At 57.0% G+C, this 19389-nt stretch carries 17 protein-coding genes and 1 pseudogene; 9 read left to right on the forward strand and 9 right to left on the reverse strand.

Going from position 1 to position 19389, the window contains the following annotated elements; genetic code table 11:
- Positions 1 to 768 (reverse strand): DUF1223 domain-containing protein, encoded by a 768-nt coding sequence (locus H7849_RS01165; protein ID WP_186743613.1) that lies wholly within the window; start codon positions 766 to 768, stop codon positions 1 to 3.
- A gap of 178 nt (positions 769 to 946) precedes the next feature.
- Positions 947 to 1690 (reverse strand): 3-oxoacyl-[acyl-carrier-protein] reductase, encoded by a 744-nt coding sequence (gene fabG, locus H7849_RS01170; RefSeq protein WP_186743614.1) that lies wholly within the window; start codon positions 1688 to 1690, stop codon positions 947 to 949.
- Positions 1691 to 2016: 326 nt separating this feature from the next.
- Between fabG and H7849_RS01175 the strand changes: the two genes are divergently transcribed.
- A complete protein-coding gene (locus H7849_RS01175) occupies positions 2017 to 3036 on the forward strand; it encodes a hypothetical protein (protein WP_186743615.1) in 1020 nt (339 codons plus the stop codon).
- A gap of 71 nt (positions 3037 to 3107) precedes the next feature.
- Here H7849_RS01175 and H7849_RS01180 read toward each other — a convergent pair whose 3' ends face one another.
- Positions 3108 to 3440, reverse strand: a complete 333-nt coding sequence (locus H7849_RS01180) for a hypothetical protein (RefSeq protein ID WP_186743616.1) — start codon at positions 3438 to 3440, stop codon at positions 3108 to 3110.
- Between the two features lie 54 nt (positions 3441 to 3494).
- A complete protein-coding gene (locus tag H7849_RS01185) occupies positions 3495 to 4412 on the reverse strand; it encodes a YqjF family protein (RefSeq protein WP_251106527.1) in 918 nt (305 codons plus the stop codon).
- Between H7849_RS01185 and H7849_RS01190 the strand changes: the two genes are divergently transcribed.
- The 4 genes from H7849_RS01190 to coaD all read left to right on the forward strand — a co-directional run bounded on the left by H7849_RS01190 (position 4411) and on the right by coaD (position 8163).
- Positions 4411 to 5967: an FAD-dependent thymidylate synthase gene (locus H7849_RS01190; RefSeq protein ID WP_186743617.1), complete on the forward strand. Its 1557-nt coding sequence runs from the start codon at positions 4411 to 4413 to the stop codon at positions 5965 to 5967. The two genes, H7849_RS01185 and H7849_RS01190, sit on opposite strands and share 2 nt — an antisense overlap.
- 3 nt (positions 5968 to 5970) lie before the next feature.
- The gene (locus H7849_RS01195; RefSeq protein WP_186743618.1) at positions 5971 to 6321 is read left to right on the forward strand and encodes a nuclear transport factor 2 family protein; all 351 of its coding nucleotides are present in this window, start codon (positions 5971 to 5973) and stop codon (positions 6319 to 6321) included.
- 155 nt (positions 6322 to 6476) lie between these two features.
- Positions 6477 to 7553 (forward strand): recombinase RecA, encoded by a 1077-nt coding sequence (recA, locus tag H7849_RS01200; protein ID WP_186743619.1) that lies wholly within the window; start codon positions 6477 to 6479, stop codon positions 7551 to 7553.
- A 115-nt stretch (positions 7554 to 7668) separates the two neighbouring features.
- A complete protein-coding gene (gene coaD, locus H7849_RS01205) occupies positions 7669 to 8163 on the forward strand; it encodes a pantetheine-phosphate adenylyltransferase (RefSeq protein ID WP_186747078.1) in 495 nt (164 codons plus the stop codon).
- On the opposite strand, the gene H7849_RS01210 is transcribed toward coaD, so the two are convergent.
- Positions 8160 to 9416: a cation:proton antiporter gene (locus tag H7849_RS01210; RefSeq protein WP_186743620.1), complete on the reverse strand. Its 1257-nt coding sequence runs from the start codon at positions 9414 to 9416 to the stop codon at positions 8160 to 8162. The genes coaD and H7849_RS01210 overlap by 4 nt on opposite strands.
- A gap of 173 nt (positions 9417 to 9589) precedes the next feature.
- Between H7849_RS01210 and H7849_RS27235 the strand changes: the two are divergent.
- The 3 genes and pseudogenes from H7849_RS27235 to H7849_RS01225 all read left to right on the forward strand — a co-directional run.
- Positions 9590 to 10009 (forward strand): annotated as a pseudogene (locus tag H7849_RS27235) (Clp protease N-terminal domain-containing protein); the annotation flags it as partial.
- A gap of 346 nt (positions 10010 to 10355) precedes the next feature.
- Positions 10356 to 11561, forward strand: a complete 1206-nt coding sequence (locus tag H7849_RS01220; RefSeq protein WP_186743622.1) for a pyridoxal phosphate-dependent aminotransferase — start codon at positions 10356 to 10358, stop codon at positions 11559 to 11561.
- A 91-nt stretch (positions 11562 to 11652) separates the two neighbouring features.
- Positions 11653 to 12318, forward strand: a complete 666-nt coding sequence (locus H7849_RS01225; RefSeq protein WP_186743623.1) for an HAD-IA family hydrolase — start codon at positions 11653 to 11655, stop codon at positions 12316 to 12318.
- Between the two features lie 204 nt (positions 12319 to 12522).
- Here H7849_RS01225 and H7849_RS01230 read toward each other — a convergent pair whose 3' ends face one another.
- A complete protein-coding gene (locus H7849_RS01230; RefSeq protein WP_251106528.1) occupies positions 12523 to 12762 on the reverse strand; it encodes a hypothetical protein in 240 nt (79 codons plus the stop codon).
- A gap of 385 nt (positions 12763 to 13147) precedes the next feature.
- On the opposite strand from H7849_RS01230, the gene cysK reads away from it, so the two are divergent.
- Positions 13148 to 14203 carry a cysteine synthase A gene (cysK, locus tag H7849_RS01235; protein WP_186743624.1) on the forward strand — a complete coding sequence of 352 codons (1056 nt, stop codon included), beginning with the start codon at positions 13148 to 13150 and terminating at the stop codon, positions 14201 to 14203.
- 77 nt (positions 14204 to 14280) lie between these two features.
- On the opposite strand, the gene H7849_RS01240 is transcribed toward cysK, so the two are convergent.
- From H7849_RS01240 to H7849_RS01250, 3 genes are all read right to left on the reverse strand, one after another.
- Positions 14281 to 15552, reverse strand: coding sequence for a PP2C family protein-serine/threonine phosphatase (locus H7849_RS01240; protein ID WP_222439748.1), 1272 nt, complete (start codon positions 15550 to 15552; stop codon positions 14281 to 14283).
- Entirely contained in the window at positions 15527 to 17599 is a 2073-nt protein-coding gene (locus H7849_RS01245) for a S46 family peptidase (protein WP_186743625.1), read from the reverse strand. The genes H7849_RS01240 and H7849_RS01245 overlap by 26 nt, the downstream gene beginning before the upstream one ends.
- Before the next feature lie 194 nt (positions 17600 to 17793).
- Positions 17794 to 19353, reverse strand: coding sequence for an acido-empty-quinoprotein group A (locus H7849_RS01250; RefSeq protein WP_186743626.1), 1560 nt, complete (start codon positions 19351 to 19353; stop codon positions 17794 to 17796).
- Between the last annotated feature and the right edge of the window lie 36 nt (positions 19354 to 19389).

Genomic DNA, 19389 nt, shown 5'->3' on the forward strand with positions numbered 1-19389 from the left:
TCAGACCTCTCGCTGCGCTGCGCCAAAGATCTGTCCGTTCTGTCCCTTTTGGGCGAAGACAATCAATCGCATCTTGCTGCGATTCACGCCATGCGGCAGCTTGATCTCGACAGGCCCGGAATATGGACCATGCAGTGACGAGACCTTCTGCAGCACTCTCACGACGGAGACGTGCGTCAGGGTGCGTCCGGAATTTTCCCCCTTCGCCACGTTCGATGTGTCCTGATCATCGGCCAGTACGGCGTAAAGGGTCGTCCCTTTCGCCGCCTGTGGCGAAGGGTCTGAAACGGAAACAGTGGCATGCAGCACGTCGTTGTTCCAGGACGCGTCGGCGATCGTGATTTGCAGTTTGCCCGGCTGTGCGGCCGCAGTTTCAATCGCATGCCCTATCTGACCGCCATTGCTGCCGTTCACCTGTTGCGAGCCATCGATCACCATCTGCGGCGTGTACACGCTGTCGAGTCGGAAGCGCAGATTGTAATCATTCTGGCGTTGGGTCCACTGTTCTGAAGAAAAGGGATCGCGCCATCCATCGTGGTTCCAGTAATCCACGTGCTCGCTTAGGACGATGATGGGCGCTCCTGCGTAGGTCTTGCCGTCCATTTGCACGAGCAGAGCGTCCGCGGGCGGGCAACTTGAGCAACCTTCAGAGGTAAACAGCTCCGCAACCACGGCGGGCTTCGAGTCCGATGAAGACGGAGTGCTTTGCGCAAAAACGGCAAATGTCAATCCGGCGAAGGCAAGGAGAGAAAAAGCTCGAACATTCATGGCGTTCCACCTGCAACAAAGGCTCGCTCATTCGACGTGAGATGAAAAGCCTTAGTTACACCGGATCAGCGAGATATTACGCACGTCTAACCCAGTAAAAGGCACACCCGCGTCAAAAGGCACAACAGCACAGAAGAGCAAGAATGGCGCCGAAGGCGCGGCTGCCTAAATGGCAAATTCACATGTACATGCCGCCGTTGACGTCCAGAACATGCCCGGTAATATAAGCCGCCTCATCTGACGCCAAAAAGCGCACCGCATGTGCCACGTCTTCATCCGTGCCTGGGCGGTTCAGCGGGATCTGGGTCAACATTGCCGTGCGCTGTTTCTCGTCGAGCACAGCGGTCATCGCCGTCTCAATGTATCCCGGAGCGACAGCGTTGGCGGTAATGTTGCGCGAAGCCAGTTCGCGCGCCAGCGACTTGGTGAATCCAATCAGTCCAGCCTTGCTGGCGGCATAGTTCGCCTGCCCGGCCTGTCCTGTTTCGCCGACGATGCTCGAAACATTGATGATGCGTCCCCAGCGCGCCTTCATCATCGAGCTGATCAGTGCTTGCGTCAGCAGAAACGCGCCGGTAAGGTTGGTTGTCATCACGTCATCCCAGTCGGCGCGCTTCATGCGCAGCAGCAGCGTGTCCTTAGTAATGCCTGCGTTGTTGACCAGAATATGCACGCTGCCGAAGTGTTCGACGACAGCTTTTGCGGTTGCCTTGATCGATTCTTCGTTCGCGACGTCGAGCGCAAATGCCTTCGCGTTGCCGCCCGCCGTGGCAATCTCGGCCACTACTTCACTTAGCTTCGATTCATTGCGCGCAGCAACGGCGACGCTGGCTCCGGCGCGACCCAGGGCAACAGCACAAGCGCGCCCAATCCCCTGCGATGCTCCGGTAACGAGCACAATTCTTCCTTCCAATGACGCCACTGTTCTTCTCAACTCTCTAATAGCTTTACGAAGAAGGATTATAGTGGTTCGCCATGAATCCTTGGACCCAGGCGTAAGCAAAGTCACACCTTTCGCTGATCAAGAAGCATCTTCGCAAATTTCTTGACAATCTCGATTGGGCGAGATAAAGACTTAGCATCTTTCAGGGCCTCCGTTTACAAAACGTTAGCCGTTGGGACTGATCCCGGCTGAAGGGATAGGTTTGGCCTTAGCTTAGGCTGCTTGGCCTATTCAGCAAATTCATTCCCACCATCGCCCGGAGCATGCTTCGGCGGGCCCCCCGACCACATTTCAGGAGTCAAGCAATGAAGAAGCAGATCTCTGCATTATTCATGTCGTTCGTCGTTTTGCTTCCTGTGTCCTTGGCTTACGCCGACGTCACCGTGAGCAATCTGGTCGATGGTGTTCAAGTCAGTTCGCCATTCAGTCTCCAGGCGAATGCTTTCACTTGCGGCCAGCAGTCGACGGCAGCCATGGGGTACTCGTTCGACAGTCGGACGGATACCACGATCATCCACGCGGATGCAGTCAACCAACTCGTCACTGCGCCGGCACTCGGCGCGCACACTCTGCATGTGAAGTGCTGGGGTGTCTACGGAGCCGCGGGCGTTGCGAACGTCAGTCTCATTGTCACGAATGGACCCTCCATTCCCACCCGGGCGACGGTTGTACACAACATCCAGCAGCTGACAAGTTGGTCAGGAAACTACGATCCGGGAACTCCCGGAGCTGCATGGGGTTACACCGCGCTGGTGAATACACCTTCATTGAGTGGGCAGGCCCGGCAGTTTTCGATGAGCTACCTGAATTACGGCGGTCAGCTTTTCTCTACCTCTTTCGGTATCGATACTTCGGCCACTCATTTTGTGTATGACGCCCAGGTGTACATCAGCGGGTCTGCCGCCGGAATTGCCAATCTCGAGATGGATCTGAATCAGGTCATCGCAAATGGGCAAACCATCATCTATGGGTTCCAGTGCGATGGATATGCGGGAGCGTGGGACTACACAATCAACTCGGGTTCGCCAACATGGTACGTAGACACGTGGGTGAATTCGGGAACACCATGTCCTCCACCCAGTACCTGGAGCGTGAATACCTGGCACCACGTGCAGATCGTAGCGTCGCGAGACGCTTACGGAAATGTGACGTATGAATCTGTCTGGTTTGACGGTGTCCAATCCCTACTGAACTTCGCCTTCGGTAAGTCTGCATTCGCGCTGGGATGGGGTTCAACGCTGCTGACGAATTTTCAGATCGACGGCTTGGGGCCGGGCGGTTCGGCTACCGTTTATTTGGACAATTTCACGGTCTATCGCTGGTAAAGGAGAAAGAACCGAGGCTCATGAGGCGAGGAACGTGCCGTTAGCCAGCTACCCACGTTTTCACAATCGTCTTAATTGTTTTTCTGCACACGAATGATTGAGCACTTAACTTCTTTTCCTGACTCCCGTTCAACATAACCGTGCCCACCATCTACTCGGAACTTTACCTCAGAGCCTACTACGATGTCGTTCGGACGGTAGAGAAAGTGACGCACATAACGGCAAGTGTAAATATTCTCAGAAGTGGAAAGTACAATGTCATAGTTCTCCATGCTCTGATCAGATGGACGCAGGGCGGCAGCTGGGACTAATTGGACATCACCGACCTTCGCTGTTTCGTACGCTTTCTGTGCAAGTGCCAGGCCCGAAACGAAGACAGAAAATACTGCAATCTTTTTAATCAAAAGTATTGCCTCCGAAGTGAAGCACTCATTGTACCTGCTCGTTCCGATCAAGAACTATAGAGGCTTCGCTACCGGAACCGCCTGCGCCGCTGCGTGCTTGGCCAGCGCCGGCAGCAATTCCAGTTGCCAAATATAGACCACCAGCTCGCGCGCATAGTGCAGCAGCGGCTTCGTGTCCGGCAGCTGAATGCCGTGCGCCCGTGGCAACTCGTTGATTTCGATCTCTGCCTCGGCCATCTCCAGCGGCCACGGCATATGGTGAATATTGCCGCGATAGAGCGTGCCGCGCTTGTCGGTGGTGTAGAGGCAATAGCGCTCCGTTAGGAACGACTCGATGCCGCCCTTCGCGCTTGGCTGTTGCAAGCTGCGATATCTGGCGCGAAAGCGGATGTGGTCGAGCGTCAACAGCCGCGTGCTCTGGTAATGAAATTCGCGCTGGTCCTTGGTCTCAATCTTCATGTGCGCCCAGTAGTAGGGCAGCTTGAAGAAGGTGCGTGCAACAGCCACTGCCGCCGGGTTCGACGCGTCAAGCGAGAAGAAATATACCCCCGCCAGGTTCGAGTGCCGCTCCCGCACGTACGTCCGCAAATTCAATTCGGGAAAATGATTTGCGCCCGGAATCAGCGGCAAGCCGCGCAGCCGGATGCGATCCATCCAGAAGGGAACCACCCCCACCCACGCTGAGCCGTCGAACGTATCCACAACAAGCCCAGGCGGCAGCAGGTGTGTCAGATCTGCCGCAGGCACGGGCCAGTGCGCAAAAAGAAGATCGTTCCAGCGCTGGGTCATCGCCCATGTACTGCGCGGCAGCGGCCAGGGTCGATGACTGGTCTCAGACAGAATCTCCTTCATTTCGCGAGGATTCTGGGTCAGGGGAGGGGCCGCACGGCGCTGCAGTTCCAGTACGTTCGTAACTCCGCAAGTTTGGGACGCCTCTTCCAGAGGCAAATGCCGTATTCTGGTGGCCAACATGCCAGAAATCGTCGCTGAACCCGTAGTCGTCACGCCTGCCGAGCCTCAAAACCAGACAGAAGTTTTCGCCGTTCATGGCGCCGACCCCGAGGTGCTGGCCTACGCCATGGCCAAGTATTCACGCTCCGCACTCTCCATGAAAGAGTCTCTCAAAGAGATCAGCAGCCAGCGCGCCGAACAATTCCTCAACACATTCTATTTCCAGTACGGTCACCGTTCTATCGCTGATTTGGCTCATATCGCCTTCGCCATCGAACGGCTGTCCCTGCTGGCCGCTATCTCCCTTGTCGACGAGCAGCGCTGGGATGGTCAGGAGCGGTCTACAAGGTACCAGAATTTCAAGAAAAGCGGATGGTACATGCCCGATTTTGGGGCAGATCGGAGTGCCGCACAACTCTATCGCACCTCGGTTGAAGGATTGTTTACCGCTTATCACGAACTCGCGGAGGGCATGTTCGAGTCGCTGACCAAACAGGTGGCCAAGCCCTCCGAAATGAAGCAGGAGAGCTATGATCGGACTTTGAGGGCACGCGCATTTGATGTAGCCCGCTACCTGCTGCCGCTCGCGACGAACACTTCGCTCGGCCAGATCGTCAACGCCCGCACCTTGGAGACACAGGTTTCGCGGCTGCTTTCTAGCCCCCATGCCGAAATCCGCCAGCTGGGAGAACGCCTGCGCGGTGCCGCCACCGGCCCGGCCTGGAACGTCCACGCCGAGGAACTTGGCAAATTGCAGCAGGAAGTCGCCGCGCTCGATCCAGCCCTTGGCGCCAAAGCCGAGGCTCTGCTCATGCGGGAAGTGAAAACCGCGCCCACCCTGGTGAAATACGCTGCGCAGAATAACTACGAAATCGAAACGAAGCGCGAACTGGCGCAGGCGGTTGCCGATCTTATGAAGGATGAGGCGATTGCGCCAGCTCCAGTGGTGGACCTGGTTGAGCGGAAAGAATCTCTCGAAGGCGAAATTGCCGCCACACTTCTCTACGGAGCCAGCCACTACTCCTACCGCCAACTGCGCGACGCAGTCTCGTCTCTCAACGAAGCCCGCATCAACGAGGTCATCGCCTTGGGTACGCGCCATCGCGGCAGGCACGACGAGTTGCTGCGCGAGTTCTCCGCCGGACAAAACCTCCGCTTCGACATCCTGATGGACATCGGCGGCTTCCGCGATATGCACCGCCACCGTCGCTGCGTGCAGATTATTCAGCGCTACACTACCGCCCACGGATACGACATTCCCGAGGGCGTGTCTGAGGCTGGGTTACAGCCACTTTACGAATCTGCAGTCCAAGCCGCGCACGATGCTCATGACAAACTCGGAACGGATTCTGCCGACTACATCCTGCCGCTGGGCACCCGCATGCGCGCCCTCTTCAAGATGGACTTTGCTGAAGCCGTCTACATCTCCGAACTGCGCTCCCAGCCGCAGGGACACTTCTCCTACCGCCGTGTCGCCTGGAAGATGTATGAAGCGGTTAAAAAACAGCATCCGGCGCTGGCACAGCATTTCCGCGTCACGGACGTAAACGAACCGGTAGACATGCTGAAGAGGTAGAAAATGTCGGCACTGCCTGAACAGTTTTTTCGCGATATCTACGCCGCCTTCAACCGCCGCGAGATCGACACCGTGCTCGCCGCCGTGCATTCGGATGTCGACTGGCCGAACGGCTGGGAGGGCGGACGCGTGCATGGAATAGAAGCCGTCCGCGACTACTGGACGCGCCAGTTCAAGGCCGTCAGCTCGAACGTAGAACCGCAAAGCTTCAGGACCGAGGAGGACGGCCAGATCGTCGTTACCGTCCATCAGGTGGTGCATGATGTATCAGGAAATCTGCTTACGGACACGATGGTCGAGCATGTTTACACCATCGAGGATGGATTGATCCGAAAGATGGACATCCGCCCTTGAGAGCAGCACACAGAATGTGGCAAGATTACTAAAGTTTTCTATTTTTCTTCGCCCTCGGGAAAAGAGTTGTTAGAATCGCCTCAATTCGACCCATTTTTCCTCATAAAGTGCGCGTATTCTGGCGCTAAACCGCGCTAAAGAACTGGAGAAGTATTGTGGCTGATGACCGTACCCGCGCCGTAGAACTGGCGCTTTCGCAGATCGAGAAGCAATTCGGCAAAGGCTCCATCATGCGTCTCGGCAGCAAAGAGGCTGTCGTGCCGATCTCGACCATTTCCACCGGCTCGATCTCGTTTGACGCCGCGCTCGGCGTAGGCGGCGTGCCCCGCGGCCGCGTCATTGAAATCTTTGGCCCGGAATCTTCGGGCAAAACCACCATCACGCTCCAGATCATCGCTGAAGCCCAGAAGCAGGGCGGCATGGCAGCCTTCGTCGACGCCGAGCACGCGCTCGACCCCGGTTACGCCAAGAAACTAGGCGTCGATGTCGACAACCTGCTCGTTTCGCAGCCAGATTACGGCGAACAGGCTCTCGAAATCACTGAAGCTCTCGTCCGCTCCGGAGCGATCGACGTGCTGGTCGTCGACTCGGTCGCCGCGCTCGTCCCCAAAGCCGAACTCGACGGCGAAATGGGCGACTCGCATATGGGCCTGCAGGCACGATTGATGTCGCAGGCGCTGCGCAAGCTTACCGGAACCGTCTCGAAATCGCGCACCTGCCTCATTTTTATCAATCAAATTCGCGAAAAGATCGGCGTCATGTTCGGCAACCCGGAGACGACGACCGGAGGCCGCGCGCTCAAGTTCTATTCTTCGGTCCGCATCGATATTCGCCGCATCTCGGCTGTGAAAGAAGGCGATGTCGTCGTCGGTGCACGGACCAAGGTCAAAATCGTCAAGAACAAGGTCGCCGCGCCTTTCCGCGAAGCCGAATTCGACATCCTCTACGGCGAAGGCATTTCGCGCGAAGGCGATGTGCTCGACCTCGCCGTCAACAACAACATCGTCGAGAAGTCCGGCGCCTGGTACAGCTATAGTGGCGAGCGCATCGGCCAGGGCCGCGAGAATGTCCGCACATTCCTCAAAGACAACAAGGAAACCTTCGAAAAGATCAACACCGAACTCCGCCAGAAGCTGAAGATCGGTGCTCCGGCACCAACAGAAATCCCACCTGTGCCAGTCAACGGTGCAGCCGTCGCGCAGGAAGCGGTGCGACCAGCAAGACGTCAGTAGCGCAAGTGTTGTACTCACACCTAAAGAGCTTTGGCAGAGGTCACTTCGGTGGCCTCTCTTTTTGTCTAGTGAGGAAATTGTGTGCGATCTGCATCGCGACTACAATTCATCTGGCGTGAATACAGTAAAAGCCATCTATCCCGGCAGCTTCGATCCAGTAACCAACGGACATCTGGACCTCATCGCCAGAGGGTCGAAGATCTTCGATCACCTCGTTGTCGCCATCCTCAGGAATTCATCGAAGAACCCGCTCTTCACGGTTGAAGAGCGGGTAGAGATGCTCACAGAAGCACTTGCCGGGTTCGCCAACGTCTCAGTAGCCACCTTCGACGGCCTGCTCGTTGACTTCGTCCGAGAACAGCATGCGCAGGCCGTGATGCGCGGCATCCGCGCCATCAGCGACTACGAGTACGAGCTGCAGATGGCCCTGATGAACCGCCGTCTCGCGCCCGAACTCGAAACCATCTTCCTCATGCCGGACGGAAAATATTCGTTTGTCAGCTCGCGCCTGGTCAAAGAGGTCTTCACTCTGGGCGGCTCGATCGAAGGACTTGTGCCGCAATTTGTTATCGATCGTCTAAAGGCGCGTGTCCCAGCCAACGGCCACTAAGCAGCCGTCGCTTCGAGATTCCTCGCGCGCTCTGCCTGCACATCTCCGTTCTCGATCCCGAGCAGGTTCAGTATCGGAGTGGTGCTCATGGTCGTCACCAGCGCCATCACCACCATCATGGTGAAGAGCGTGGGCGAAAACGCGCCAACGTTGTAGGCGATATTCAGAACGATCAACTCCACCAGCCCGCGCGTATTCAGCAGAGCGCCCAGCGCCGCCGCATTGCGCCACGACTGCCCGGTCCAGCGCGCCGCCAGTGCCGCTCCGCCCATCTTGCCAAAGACCGCGCCGACGAGCACAATCCCAGCCCACCACCACATTGCAGCGTCGTTCAGCAGGTCGAGCCGCGTGCGTAGCCCGGTCAAAGCAAAAAACAACGGCAGCAGCAGGACAGAGGTGATCATATCGAGCCGCGCGCGTATCGCATGCTGCCAGTGCGGAACGCGCGGGAAGCAGACGCCTGCAAGAAAGGCGCCAAAGAGCGGATGGACGCCGATCCATTGCGTAGCCGCAGCTGAGGCCAGAAGTCCGGCGATCACCGCGCCCAGCAGTTCCAGCGTAAGCGCCGGCTTTTTGCGAAGATGCACAGCCCGCGCAGCCAGCGGCCGCACTATGCCGAGCATCAGCAACAGATATCCGCCCAGGCCGGCGAGCCGGATCGGCAGGGAAGCCGAGCCGCCATCGGCGCCGATCAAGGTCATCGCCAGAGCCAGGAGCAGCCAGCCGACCAGGTCATTGACAGCAGCGCACAGAATCGCGGTCACACCCAAAGGCGAATTTTGCAGACCCCGCTCTTCCAGAATGCGCGCAAGCACTGGGAACGCGGTAATGCTCATCGCAATGCCAAGAAAAATGACAAACGGTATGCTGCCGATTCCGTGTGGAGCAAAACGAACGCGCAACGGATGCGCAAGCACCGCGCCCACAAAAAAGGGAACAAAAATGCTGGCCGCGCTGGCGATGACCGCGGTTCTTCGCTGACCGGAGAGTTGTTCTGGGTCAAGCTCCATCCCGACCAGAAACAGAAACAGAATCAGGCCGACAGTGGAAAGGGTTTCCAGTGAATGCAGCGAAGATTCAGGAAAGAGTGCAGCGGAGGCATGCGGCGAAATCCTTCCCAACACAGAAGGTCCCAGCAAGATCCCGCCAATAATTTCGCCAATCACGCGGGACTGCCCAAGTTTGCGCGCCAGCCATCCGCAAATGACGGTGACGCCGAGAACGATGGACATCTGTATGAGGAGGAGGGTCATAAGAGCGGCCAGCCTTTTCGTCTCGGGAAAGTTTTCTGGTTAAGATGCAGACGTGGTCGAGGATGGTGCATCCTCGAGAATGCGGAATCCAGCAGGGCACGCAACGCCGCCAGCTAGCTAAGATTTACCAGAGCAGGCGAGGGATGCCAAGTCGCAACCGGAGGAAGGGCAGCATGTTCGAGCGATATACAGAAAAAGCACGACGGGTGATCTTCTTCGCGCGTTACGAAGCGAGTGAGTTCGGCAGTGCTTACATTGGGCCGGAGTTTCTGCTGTTAGGTATGTTGCGGGAAGACAAATATGTCGTTACCCGCTGGCTTGGCGAAGGAGACTGGCTGGCAGTTTTCCGTGGAGAAGTTGAGAAGTATGTCAACAAAGGGCCCAAGACTTCGACCTCAGTTGATTTGCCGCTAACGGAGGAAGCAAAACGCATTCTTGCCTATGCCGCTGAGGAAGCCGAACGGCTGAAGCATCAGCACATCGGAACCGAGCATCTGTTTCTCGGACTTCTGCGGGAATCCAACTCGTACGCCAGCAGGATGCTGATTAGTCGCGGCGTCAACTTGCAAACCGTTCGCGAAACCATAGCCCGTGAAGGCAGACATTCCGGCTCCTCTGTTGGCACCAGCCACACTACGGTCGCCACGCAACGCTCTATTGAGGTTCAAATCATTCCGATAGAGACCGGCCAGCCGATCCAGGTCCATTGGGAAAAACGCATTCCCGTTGTGGGGGAAATTCTCTCGATTGACCAGGACCAGGGCAAATCAACTATCTATCAGATCATTAGGGTGGAATGGAGCATTACCGCAATCTCCATCTGGCCACCTCATCTCGCCAGGGTGCTCCTTCATGTGCAAGAACTCCGCGACAAAACGGGAGATGATCTCGCCTCAATTTAGTCCCCTGCAACCTGCAAAAATCTGAAAAAATAGAAGCATGAGCGCAACGACAAGCACCCCCACAAAGATATTCGCCGATCGCATCGGACGCATCGAGGTCTCTGCCACCATGGCCGTGACCGCAGAAGCCGCCAAGCTGCGCGCGCAGGGCGCAAAGCTGGTCGACTTTGGAGCAGGCGAGCCGCACTTCGCCACGCCGCGCCACATCAAGGACGCGGCCATTAAGGCCATCGACGAGAACTTCACGCGCTACACCGTCGTCTCCGGCATCCCTGAAGTACGCAAGGCCATCGTTGAGCGCCATACGGCTGATTTTGGCTCGAACTACACGCCGGAAGAAGCCGTCTTTACGACAGGCGGCAAGCTTGCGATTTTCAACGCGATTCAGGTGCTCGTCGACCACGGTGACGAAGTCATCCTGCCCGTGCCTTACTGGGTCTCGTACAAGGACATCATCCAGTACGGCGGCGGCAAGGTGGTCTATCTCGAAACTGACGAGGCCGAGAACTTCCGCGTTACAGCCGACGCCATTGAGAAGGCGATCACGCCACGCACCAAAGCCATCATTCTCAACTCGCCGTCGAATCCGACCGGCTCCGTCATCGCGCCTGCCGACCTTGAGCGAATCGTCAAGCTGGCGCACGAGCGCGGCATCTACCTGTTGCTCGACGAGTGCTATGTCTATCTGCAATATACCGGAGCGCTGGTGAGCGGCGGCTCGTTCACCGACGCGAAAGAGCACATCATCGTCCTCGGCTCGCTCTCCAAGACCTATGCCATGACCGGATGGCGCGCCGGCTTCGCACTCGGCCCCAAGCCGATCATCGCCGCGATGAGCAAGCTGCAGAGCCAGTCGACGTCATCGACCGCACACTTCGTGCAGAAGGCCGCCATCACAGCGCTGTCGAGCTCGCAGGAATGCGTCGCTGAAATGCGCGCCGACTACCTCAAGCTGCGCGATCGCATCCTTGCACGCTTGGCTGAAATCCCTGGCATCACCTGCACCAAGCCTGAAGGAGCGTTTTACGTGTATCCAAATGTCTCCGCATATCTGGGTAAGCCCGGCGCAAAGACAGCGATGGAACTCGCGGGGCGCCTGCTCAACGAGGCGCATGTCGTCAGCGTTCCCGGCGAGGCCTTCGGTACGAACAACCACATCCGCCTCTCCTATGCCGTTTCGCACGACGACGTGGAAGAAGGCGTGAAGCGAATGAAGGACTTCTTCGCCAAGCTTTCCGCATAACGTTCAGGGCGCCTGCTTCGCACAGGCGCCCGTTCCATCTGCATCCAACCTTCGGCGCCGGAATCAAACCAGCATAGGAGTCGTGTCTTCAATGAAGCTGCAAGTGCGCGGAATTCTCTTCGACATGGACGGAGTGCTCGTCAGCTCGCTCGGGTCGGTTGAGCGCAGCTGGGCCAAGTGGGGCGAAATGCGCGGCGTTGACGCAGCGCTCGCCATCAAGACAGCGCATGGACAGCGCGCCATTGAAACCGTGCGCAGGCTGCGCCCTGACCTCAATGACGTCGAAGAGTTGAAAGTGATCGAAGAGATAGAAATCGCCGACAGGGACGACATCCAGGTCCTCGACGGCGTGCATCGCATCCTCGATTCACTGCCGCAAAAGTTCTGGACCGTCGTCACCTCGGCGACCGGCAAACTTGCACGTTCCCGCCTGGGCTATGCCGGGCTCGCTGTTCCAGAGCACTTCATTACCGCCGACATGGTGACGCACGGCAAGCCCAACCCGGAGCCATACCTCAAAGGATCCGCTCTGCTGGGCGTGGACCCCGAGCATTGCCTCGTGATTGAAGATTCAAGCGCAGGCGCAGTCGCCGGGCACGCTGCCGGATGCAAAGTGCTCGCCACGCTCTTCTCGCACACCGTCGAAAGCCTGACTGCAGCCGACTGGATTGTTCAGTCACTCGATGGTGTGACGATGCGTCCGCTGGAAGATGCCGTGGAAGTGGAATTCAAGCCACTCTTTCAAAACGGGCGTTAGCCACGCGGCGATCATTTCGCGAGAATGATTGTTCCTGCTGCCCAAGGCATTTAAAACCTGAGCCAACTTCGGTTCTTCAATTTCCGAATTTGTGACGTTTTTTGATCGGCGGCCGCTCAACGCTACCTCACTGCTTGCCGCCTGTCGCGCTGTCGCTCATCTTCTCAAGCTTCCAGACATAGAGGTATTCATGATAGCTGGACGTCACAATATCGATTCCTCTTTGCCTGTTGCCCGGCTCAGCGCGGAGCGGATGTTTTCTTTCGTGTCGGGAAGATCGGCGAGCGGAATCTTCAATGCAGATCCATTCTCTAACTGGCTGATGTCATTCAATAACAGTTCAATAATTTGCTTATGTTTTCCATCGCGGCCCTTCGGAACCTCGATCTGAAGCATGGATTCAAATCGCATAGGAGCCTTCTTGCGCTCTCCTTTGATAGCCATAACGGTCTCTCCCCCTGAAGCAATCGTCACGCACTTACAACGCAATCTTAGACTTTCAATGCGCTCATATTACTTCGAGGACGGCGCAGAGGCGAAGCGCAAGGAGTAGCCACGCTCGGCTTAGTTTCATCGTAGGTGCCCCCACGACCTCCGCCAACACTGCGCCTGCACCGAACTGCACGCAACCCTTCACAAACTGTTGTCGTGTCCAGAGTCTGGCGTTCATGCCCGCACATCCGTCTGTGAGAGATTCCGGCCCAGCATGCCACGTCATCTTCACGAGAAACTTTGCGGGCTGCTCAAAGCTCCGAAAAGCGTTATCTTGGACAAGCGTCGACTATCAGCAACGAAGTAAACACCTGCGCGTCTCCGGAGGAGCGGTTCAATGGGAAAAACATTCGCAAACATCCTTGAAACTGTCGGCAACACACCCGCGGTCAAAATCAACAGGCTCGCACCGCCTGACATCAACCTCTTCGTCAAAGTGGAGGCCTTCAATCCACTCGGCTCGGTGAAAGATCGCCTTGCCCTCGGTGTCATCGAGGACGCGGAGAAGAAAGGTCAGCTCAAGCCCGGCCAGACTGTTGTCGAAGCCACCAGCGGCAATACAGGAATCGGCCTTGCCATGGTCTGCGCGGCAAAGGGATACCCACTCGTTGTCACCATGACGGAAACCTTCAGCGTCGAGCGCCGCAAACTCATGAGGTTTCTTGGCGCGAAGGTGGTGCTCACTCCGGCGGCAGTGAGGGGTACAGGCATGGCCGCGAAAGCCGTTGAGCTTGCGCAAACGCATGGTTGGTTCCTCACGCGACAATTCGAAAATGAAGCCAACGCCGACATGCACTCGCGCACGACGGCAAAAGAAATTCTCGAAGATTTCAAGGGTGAGCGGCTGGACTACTGGGTGACCGGATTCGGCACCGGCGGTACACTCAAGGGCGTTGCGCGCGTGCTCGCCAAAGAACGCCCTGAGACGAAGATCATCCTCTGCGAACCGGATGACGCTCCCATGGTTTCGAGTCGTCTGGAACAAGCGCGCAATCCCGATGGATCGGCTTCGATAAGCCACCCTGCATGGAAACCGCATCCGCTGCAGGGCTGGAGCCCGGACTTCATTCCGAAGCTGACAGCAGATGCGCTGGAGACCAACGTTGTCAGCAAAGTTCTGCGTGTGACCAACTCAGATGCCATGCGCTGCAGCAAAGAACTCGCGCGCAAGGAAGGAATCTTTGTCGGCATCAGTTCCGGCGCGACCTTCTCCGCAGCTTTGCAGGTCTGCGCCGAAGCGCCAAAAGGATCGACGGTCCTGTGCATGCTTCCCGATACAGGAGAGCGTTATCTCACGACACCGCTCTTCGCCGACATTCCCGTGGATATGACCGAAGAAGAAATGGAGATCGCGCGTTCAACGCCTGCCGCGTGGGTACAGCCTGCGAAATAATCAGCTCAGCAATTCAAGCCTGCGCGGGCGAAAGTTCAATGCGTTGCGTGCCTTCTCATTGAACGCTCCGCGCAGCTTCATGTCCGGCAGCGGGCGACGATCAGCGTTATATCGTCGTGCTGCTCGCCATGGTTGAATGCCCGGACCTTCTCTACGATCGCGTCGATCAGGCTTCGCGGAGGCAAGTCACGATACTGTCGCAGCGTTTCCACCAGCCCCTGCTCGCCGAATTCTTCCGCAGCCTCATTGAATGATTCAGTTGCGCCGTCAGTGTAGAGCAGGAGTATGTCACCTGGGTTAAGCCGGCGCTCTTCAAACGAGCAAGCCCAGCCTACAAAAAGGCCCAGCACCGTTGAAGTCGAACCGAGCCATTCCAGCGTGTTGTCGCTTCTCAGCAGAAGCGCCGGAAGATGTCCACAGTTTGCATAGCGCAGGCGTCGTGTGTTGTCGTCATATTCTGCGAAAAAGAGCGTTGCATAATCTGCATTGGCGGTGTTTTCGTAGAACACGCGGTTTACAGATTCCAGGAAAGATTCCGGTCTGTCCGAAGCCGTCGCTCCCTGACTTCGCAGGTTAGCCTGCAGATTCGCCATCAACAGGGCACCGGCTATTCCTTTTCCGGCGATATCGGCAAGCACCAACCCGAGCAATCCGCCGCCCAGGTCGAGATAGTCGTAATAATCGCCGCCCACCTGCCGCGCCTGGATGCACACGCCGGCATATTCCAGCGTTCGCACCTCGGGAATTCTTTGCGGAAAAAGCCTCGCCTGCACCTGTCGGGCGATTTCCAGTTCACGCGCAGTGCGGCGCTCCACTTCAAGACGTTCTTCCGTGAGTCGCCGCTGCTCCTCCACATCGCGTGTCGCCTGGTCAAACCCTATCAGCCAGAATCGGTTTCCATCCACATCGTCGAATTGGGTGTACACGCTCCCCCAGGGTGCAGCTACCGGCGGATGAACAAAATGCACGCCTCGCTCTTTCCACTCGCGATACTTCGCCTCGATATTTTCAGTTAGAAAGACGGTGTTCCGGCCTTTTCCGATCAGCGGATGGTCATCCGACTCCGGCGGAGGAAAAACCAGACACAGCCTCGCCGTTCCATCCGGGGGAGCAACAATCACCCAGCGGTCGCCCTGCTCGTTTCGGTGGTCGAGAGCAATGTTGAAGCCAAGACAGTCAACGAAAAACTCCATGCTCCGGTCCTGGTCCCGCACGAAAACCAATACCTGCTGCAGCTGCAGATAAGGATCTTCTCGATTCAGCCGAATCGCCGGCTGGACATCCCAAACCGGTACGGAAGGCTTGCTCATCGCGCGCTCAACCTTAATGTGCGTTGCCCTCGATCTCATCTGCCAGCTTGCCCGCGTCATACAACTGCCGGAGCGCCATGATCATTGCTGAGCTATGCACGGCGACAGAGCGGTTCTGGTAGTCATCGTAGATGAAGTCGCCAACAATGGATTCAATATTGCCGTCGAAGATCAGACCCACCAGTTCCCCTTTGCTGTTGATTACCGGAGATCCCGAGTTGCCGCCGATGATGTCATTCGTCGAAACGAAATCGAGCGGTGTGGAAAGATCGATCTTGTCGTGCCGCTCGACATAGCGCTTCGGCAGGTTGAACGGCGGAGCATTGTTGAAGCTCGTCGCGCGATCGTAGAGCCCGTAATAGGTCGTCTTATAGGGCGCGATCGTGCCATTCATCGGATATCCCGAAGCCGCGCCATAGCTGAGCCGGAGAGTAAAGGTCGCGTCCGGGTAGCTGCTCTTGCCATAGACGGCGAAGCGAGCTTTGCCGAGCTTCTCACCCGCGCGCTCTTCAATGCTGTCAATCGCGTCCTGCTTCTTGCGATCGGCGCGAACAATGGGATCGATCTTGCGCGCCAGCACGATCATGGGATCCGTAGAAGCAGTGATGGCGGATTGTCCACCTTCGAGCAGCGCTTTGCGCACTGCCGGATCGGCAAGCTTGGTGCCGTCCACGAGGCTCTTCGCAACCACGGCGGGCTCCTGTCCGTTGAGAACAGCTGTGAGCCACTCGTCATTGGCAGGGAGGCTCTTACTCGCTTCTTCCAGGCCCCCGGTCATCTGCGCTATTTCGAGCCCTGGATACACAGGAGCCGGCGACACAAGCTCGTATTTCAGCGATTCAAGCTGGGATTCGTGGAAGCCGGGGAGGCGGTCTCCGTCCGGCTTCGTAACTTCGGCGGCATACTGCACCAGATTTAAAGCCGTTGCCAGAAGCTGAGAGCCTGAACGCCGGTGAAATGTTACCGGAAACAGAGCTTCATCCTGTTGAACCGCGCGTTCAATCTCCTTCCACGCATCGCCGTAATCTTTCTGCCACATTGGATTGGCTTCGACGCGTTGGCGAAAATCCGTTTCCTCTTTAACCTTCTTGTCCCACACCTTCTTGTCGTTGAGTCCGTCGATGCGTCCACGGAAAACCTTGATCGCATTCTGCAGCCCGAAGATTTGGCTCGCGGCCTGTCGCGTCTGCTCGGCACCGCCCGTTGAGTATTGCTGCAATGTCTTCACGCGGCTTTCAAGCAAAGCGAGTATTGCCGGATCAGCCATGTCGCGATCGAACGAGAGCTGTGCCACAGTATCCTGCCGCTCCGACGAGCCCGGATGCCCGGCAACAAAAACAAGTTCGTCCTTCGATGGTCCGTTCGCACTCCACTTCAAATAGTTTTCTGTGTGAATCGGCTTGCCATTCTCGTAGACGCGAAAGAGCGCCATATCCAGGTCGTAACGGGGATATGTGAAGTTATCGGGATCGCCGCCGTAGAATGCCGCCTGATCCTCCGGAGCGAAGACGATGCGCACGTCCGTGTATTTCTTGTAGCGATAGAGCCAGTATTCGCCGCCCTGATACAGCGTTACAACATCGGACCGAAGTCCGGTGGCTTTCAGGCTGTCCGCTTCAATCGCCGCGATGGCCGCATTGCGCGCCTTGAAGGCATCCTCATCGCTGCTGCCGGGCTTTACCGCCGCCTGCACCTTTGCCGTTACGTCCTCCGTTGATTGCAGAACGTTGACTTCAAGATCCGGCGACTTCATCTCCTGATCGTAGGTGGGCGCGTAGAAGCCATCGTGAACGTAATCATGCTCGGCAGTCGAACTCTTCTGCAGCTGTCCGCGAGCCACGTGATGATTGGTAAGCAGCAATCCATCCGCACTGACAAACGAACCCGATCCGCCATCATTCAAACGCACGCACGAGAGGCGAACATGATCCAGCCATTCCTTCGTAATCGTGAAGCCATATCGCTGTTGAATCAGGTTGACTGGCGGATTGTCGAAGGTCCACATGCCCTCATCGGCGCGAGTGCCTGTAGTTGCAAAACCTAAAAGCAGCGCGATGCAGGAAGTGCGAAGGAAAGCATTCTTCACGGAATTACCTCGTTCGAGAAATGTATCGGGGAGGCTTCTTTGGGAACAGCAAGTATAGCGCAGGTGTCCAGTGTTTCTCCTGCGGATGTCCAGCCGCGTGAAAAGGCGGACAGAGGAAAGGGTAGAGGCGGTTCTAAAGCCGTGAGAAGAGAGCAGGCAGAGATCTGGGCGCCGGACCCCCGCCGTTCTTCGACTTAGTGGACCGCGTCAGGAAGCTTCCAGGCAAAGAGCACGCCACCTCCGCTGGTCAGCAAATATTGCTTGCCATCCAGCTCATAGGTGATCGGAGAGCTGGCGATGCCCGCCCCTGAACCAGCGTGCCAGAGCGTTTTTCCGTTCGTCGTATCCAGCGCAAGAAAGTTTCCGTGCGCATCGCCTGTGAAAATCAGGCCGGAGTCGGTTGTCAGCACTCCTGCGCCCGATCCTTCTTCACCGAGTTCATGGCTCCAGCGAATCTTTCCCGTCTGGTAGTCAATGGCTTCGATGACGCCCTTACCCCATAGACCGTAATCGCCGCCAGCCCATCCGTAGTCGCCGTCGGCTGGCTTCGAGAAGTAAATGCTCCAGCTTGGATGAGCATCCACGATGAACAAGCCCGTTTTCGGATCGAAGCTGGGTGAGCGGAAATTCGTCATTCCACCTTCATCTGGTGCGATGATACGGCCATCAGGCGCCGGCTCTTTCGCAGGATTCGGGATGGGACGCCCATCCTTGTCGAGGCCGAGCGCCCAGTTGGTAGGCCCGAAGGTCGTGGTCAGCAGGCTTTTCCCGTTGGTGCGATCGAGTACAAAGAAGTAGCCGTTGCGCGAAGCCTGCATGAGCATCTTGTGCTGTTTGCCGTGAAACATTCCGTCGACGAGCACAGGAATCTCTACAGCATCCCAGTCGTGCGTGTCGTGCGGAGAAGCCGAAAATCCCCAGACAAGTTTCCCGGTATCAGGATTCAGGGCGACGATGCTGCAGGTGTAGAGATCGTCCCCGGGACGGGTTTTGCCGGCTAGAACTGGCGTAGGATTGCCGGTGCCCCAATAGATGAGGTTGAGATCCGGATCATACGTCCCGGACATCCAGGTGGTTCCTCCGGTCGATCCGCCTGGCGTGCCTGAGGGCGGCGTCACGTTCCATTCCCATTGCATTTTGCCGGTTTCGGGGTCAAAGGATTTGATGAACGTGGGAAGATTGTCCAGATCGCCACCGGTACCGACGATCACATGATTGCCGACAATCATCGGCGCCTCAGTCGCCCAGTAGCCTTTATTGACATCGGCTACCTCGACGTTCCAGCGCACGGTTCCGTCTTTCGCATTCAGTGAGATCAGGTGGGCGTCGGGTGAGCGGAAGAATAGCCAGTCCTTGTAAATGGCTACGCCCCGCTGACCGATATGATCGCCCTTATTTGGAGGGTAGGTGTAATGCCAGAGCTGGTGGCCGCTGCGGGCATCGACGGCCCAGACGTTGTCAGGAATCGTGAAGTAGAGGATTCCATCGACCAGGATCGGCGTAGACTTGATGGTCGCGGTGTGCTGTGTCTGGAATGCCCACGCGAGGGTGAGGTTGCCGACATTCTTCGGAGTAATCTGCGTGAGCTTGCTGTGACGCTGGCCAGTGTAATCACCGTGATAGCTGGGCCAGCTATTCGCAGGCGGCTTGAGCAACGTCGCCGCATCTACATTCTGCGCGTGCAGCCAATGTGCTGAAGCGCTCCATGCCAGCGCACTCAACACAACAACCGATGCATTCTTCAGAAACTTCATATCGATTTCTAACCTTCAATCAGAAACATTAAAAAA

Origin of the sequence: Alloacidobacterium dinghuense, from assembly GCF_014274465.1 — a bacterium.
Taxonomy (GTDB): domain Bacteria; phylum Acidobacteriota; class Terriglobia; order Terriglobales; family Acidobacteriaceae; genus Alloacidobacterium; species Alloacidobacterium dinghuense.

Excerpts from the sequence above, each read along its gene's own strand:
- H7849_RS01225 (WP_186743623.1), top strand. The coding sequence starts at position 11,653 with ATGAAGCTGCAAGTGCGCGGAATTCTCTTCGACATGGACGGAGTGCTC.
- H7849_RS01195 (WP_186743618.1), top strand. The coding sequence starts at position 5,971 with ATGTCGGCACTGCCTGAACAGTTTTTTCGCGATATCTACGCCGCCTTC.
- H7849_RS01165 (WP_186743613.1), bottom strand. The coding sequence starts at position 768 with ATGAATGTTCGAGCTTTTTCTCTCCTTGCCTTCGCCGGATTGACATTT.
- H7849_RS01230 (WP_251106528.1), bottom strand. The coding sequence starts at position 12,762 with ATGGCTATCAAAGGAGAGCGCAAGAAGGCTCCTATGCGATTTGAATCC.
- H7849_RS01220 (WP_186743622.1), top strand. The coding sequence starts at position 10,356 with ATGAGCGCAACGACAAGCACCCCCACAAAGATATTCGCCGATCGCATC.
- H7849_RS01175 (WP_186743615.1), top strand. The coding sequence starts at position 2,017 with ATGAAGAAGCAGATCTCTGCATTATTCATGTCGTTCGTCGTTTTGCTT.
- H7849_RS01190 (WP_186743617.1), top strand. The coding sequence starts at position 4,411 with ATGCCAGAAATCGTCGCTGAACCCGTAGTCGTCACGCCTGCCGAGCCT.
- H7849_RS01250 (WP_186743626.1), bottom strand. The coding sequence starts at position 19,353 with ATGAAGTTTCTGAAGAATGCATCGGTTGTTGTGTTGAGTGCGCTGGCA.
- cysK (WP_186743624.1), top strand. The coding sequence starts at position 13,148 with ATGGGAAAAACATTCGCAAACATCCTTGAAACTGTCGGCAACACACCC.
- H7849_RS01240 (WP_222439748.1), bottom strand. The coding sequence starts at position 15,552 with ATGAGATCGAGGGCAACGCACATTAAGGTTGAGCGCGCGATGAGCAAG.
- H7849_RS01185 (WP_251106527.1), bottom strand. The coding sequence starts at position 4,412 with ATGTTGGCCACCAGAATACGGCATTTGCCTCTGGAAGAGGCGTCCCAA.
- H7849_RS01210 (WP_186743620.1), bottom strand. The coding sequence starts at position 9,416 with ATGACCCTCCTCCTCATACAGATGTCCATCGTTCTCGGCGTCACCGTC.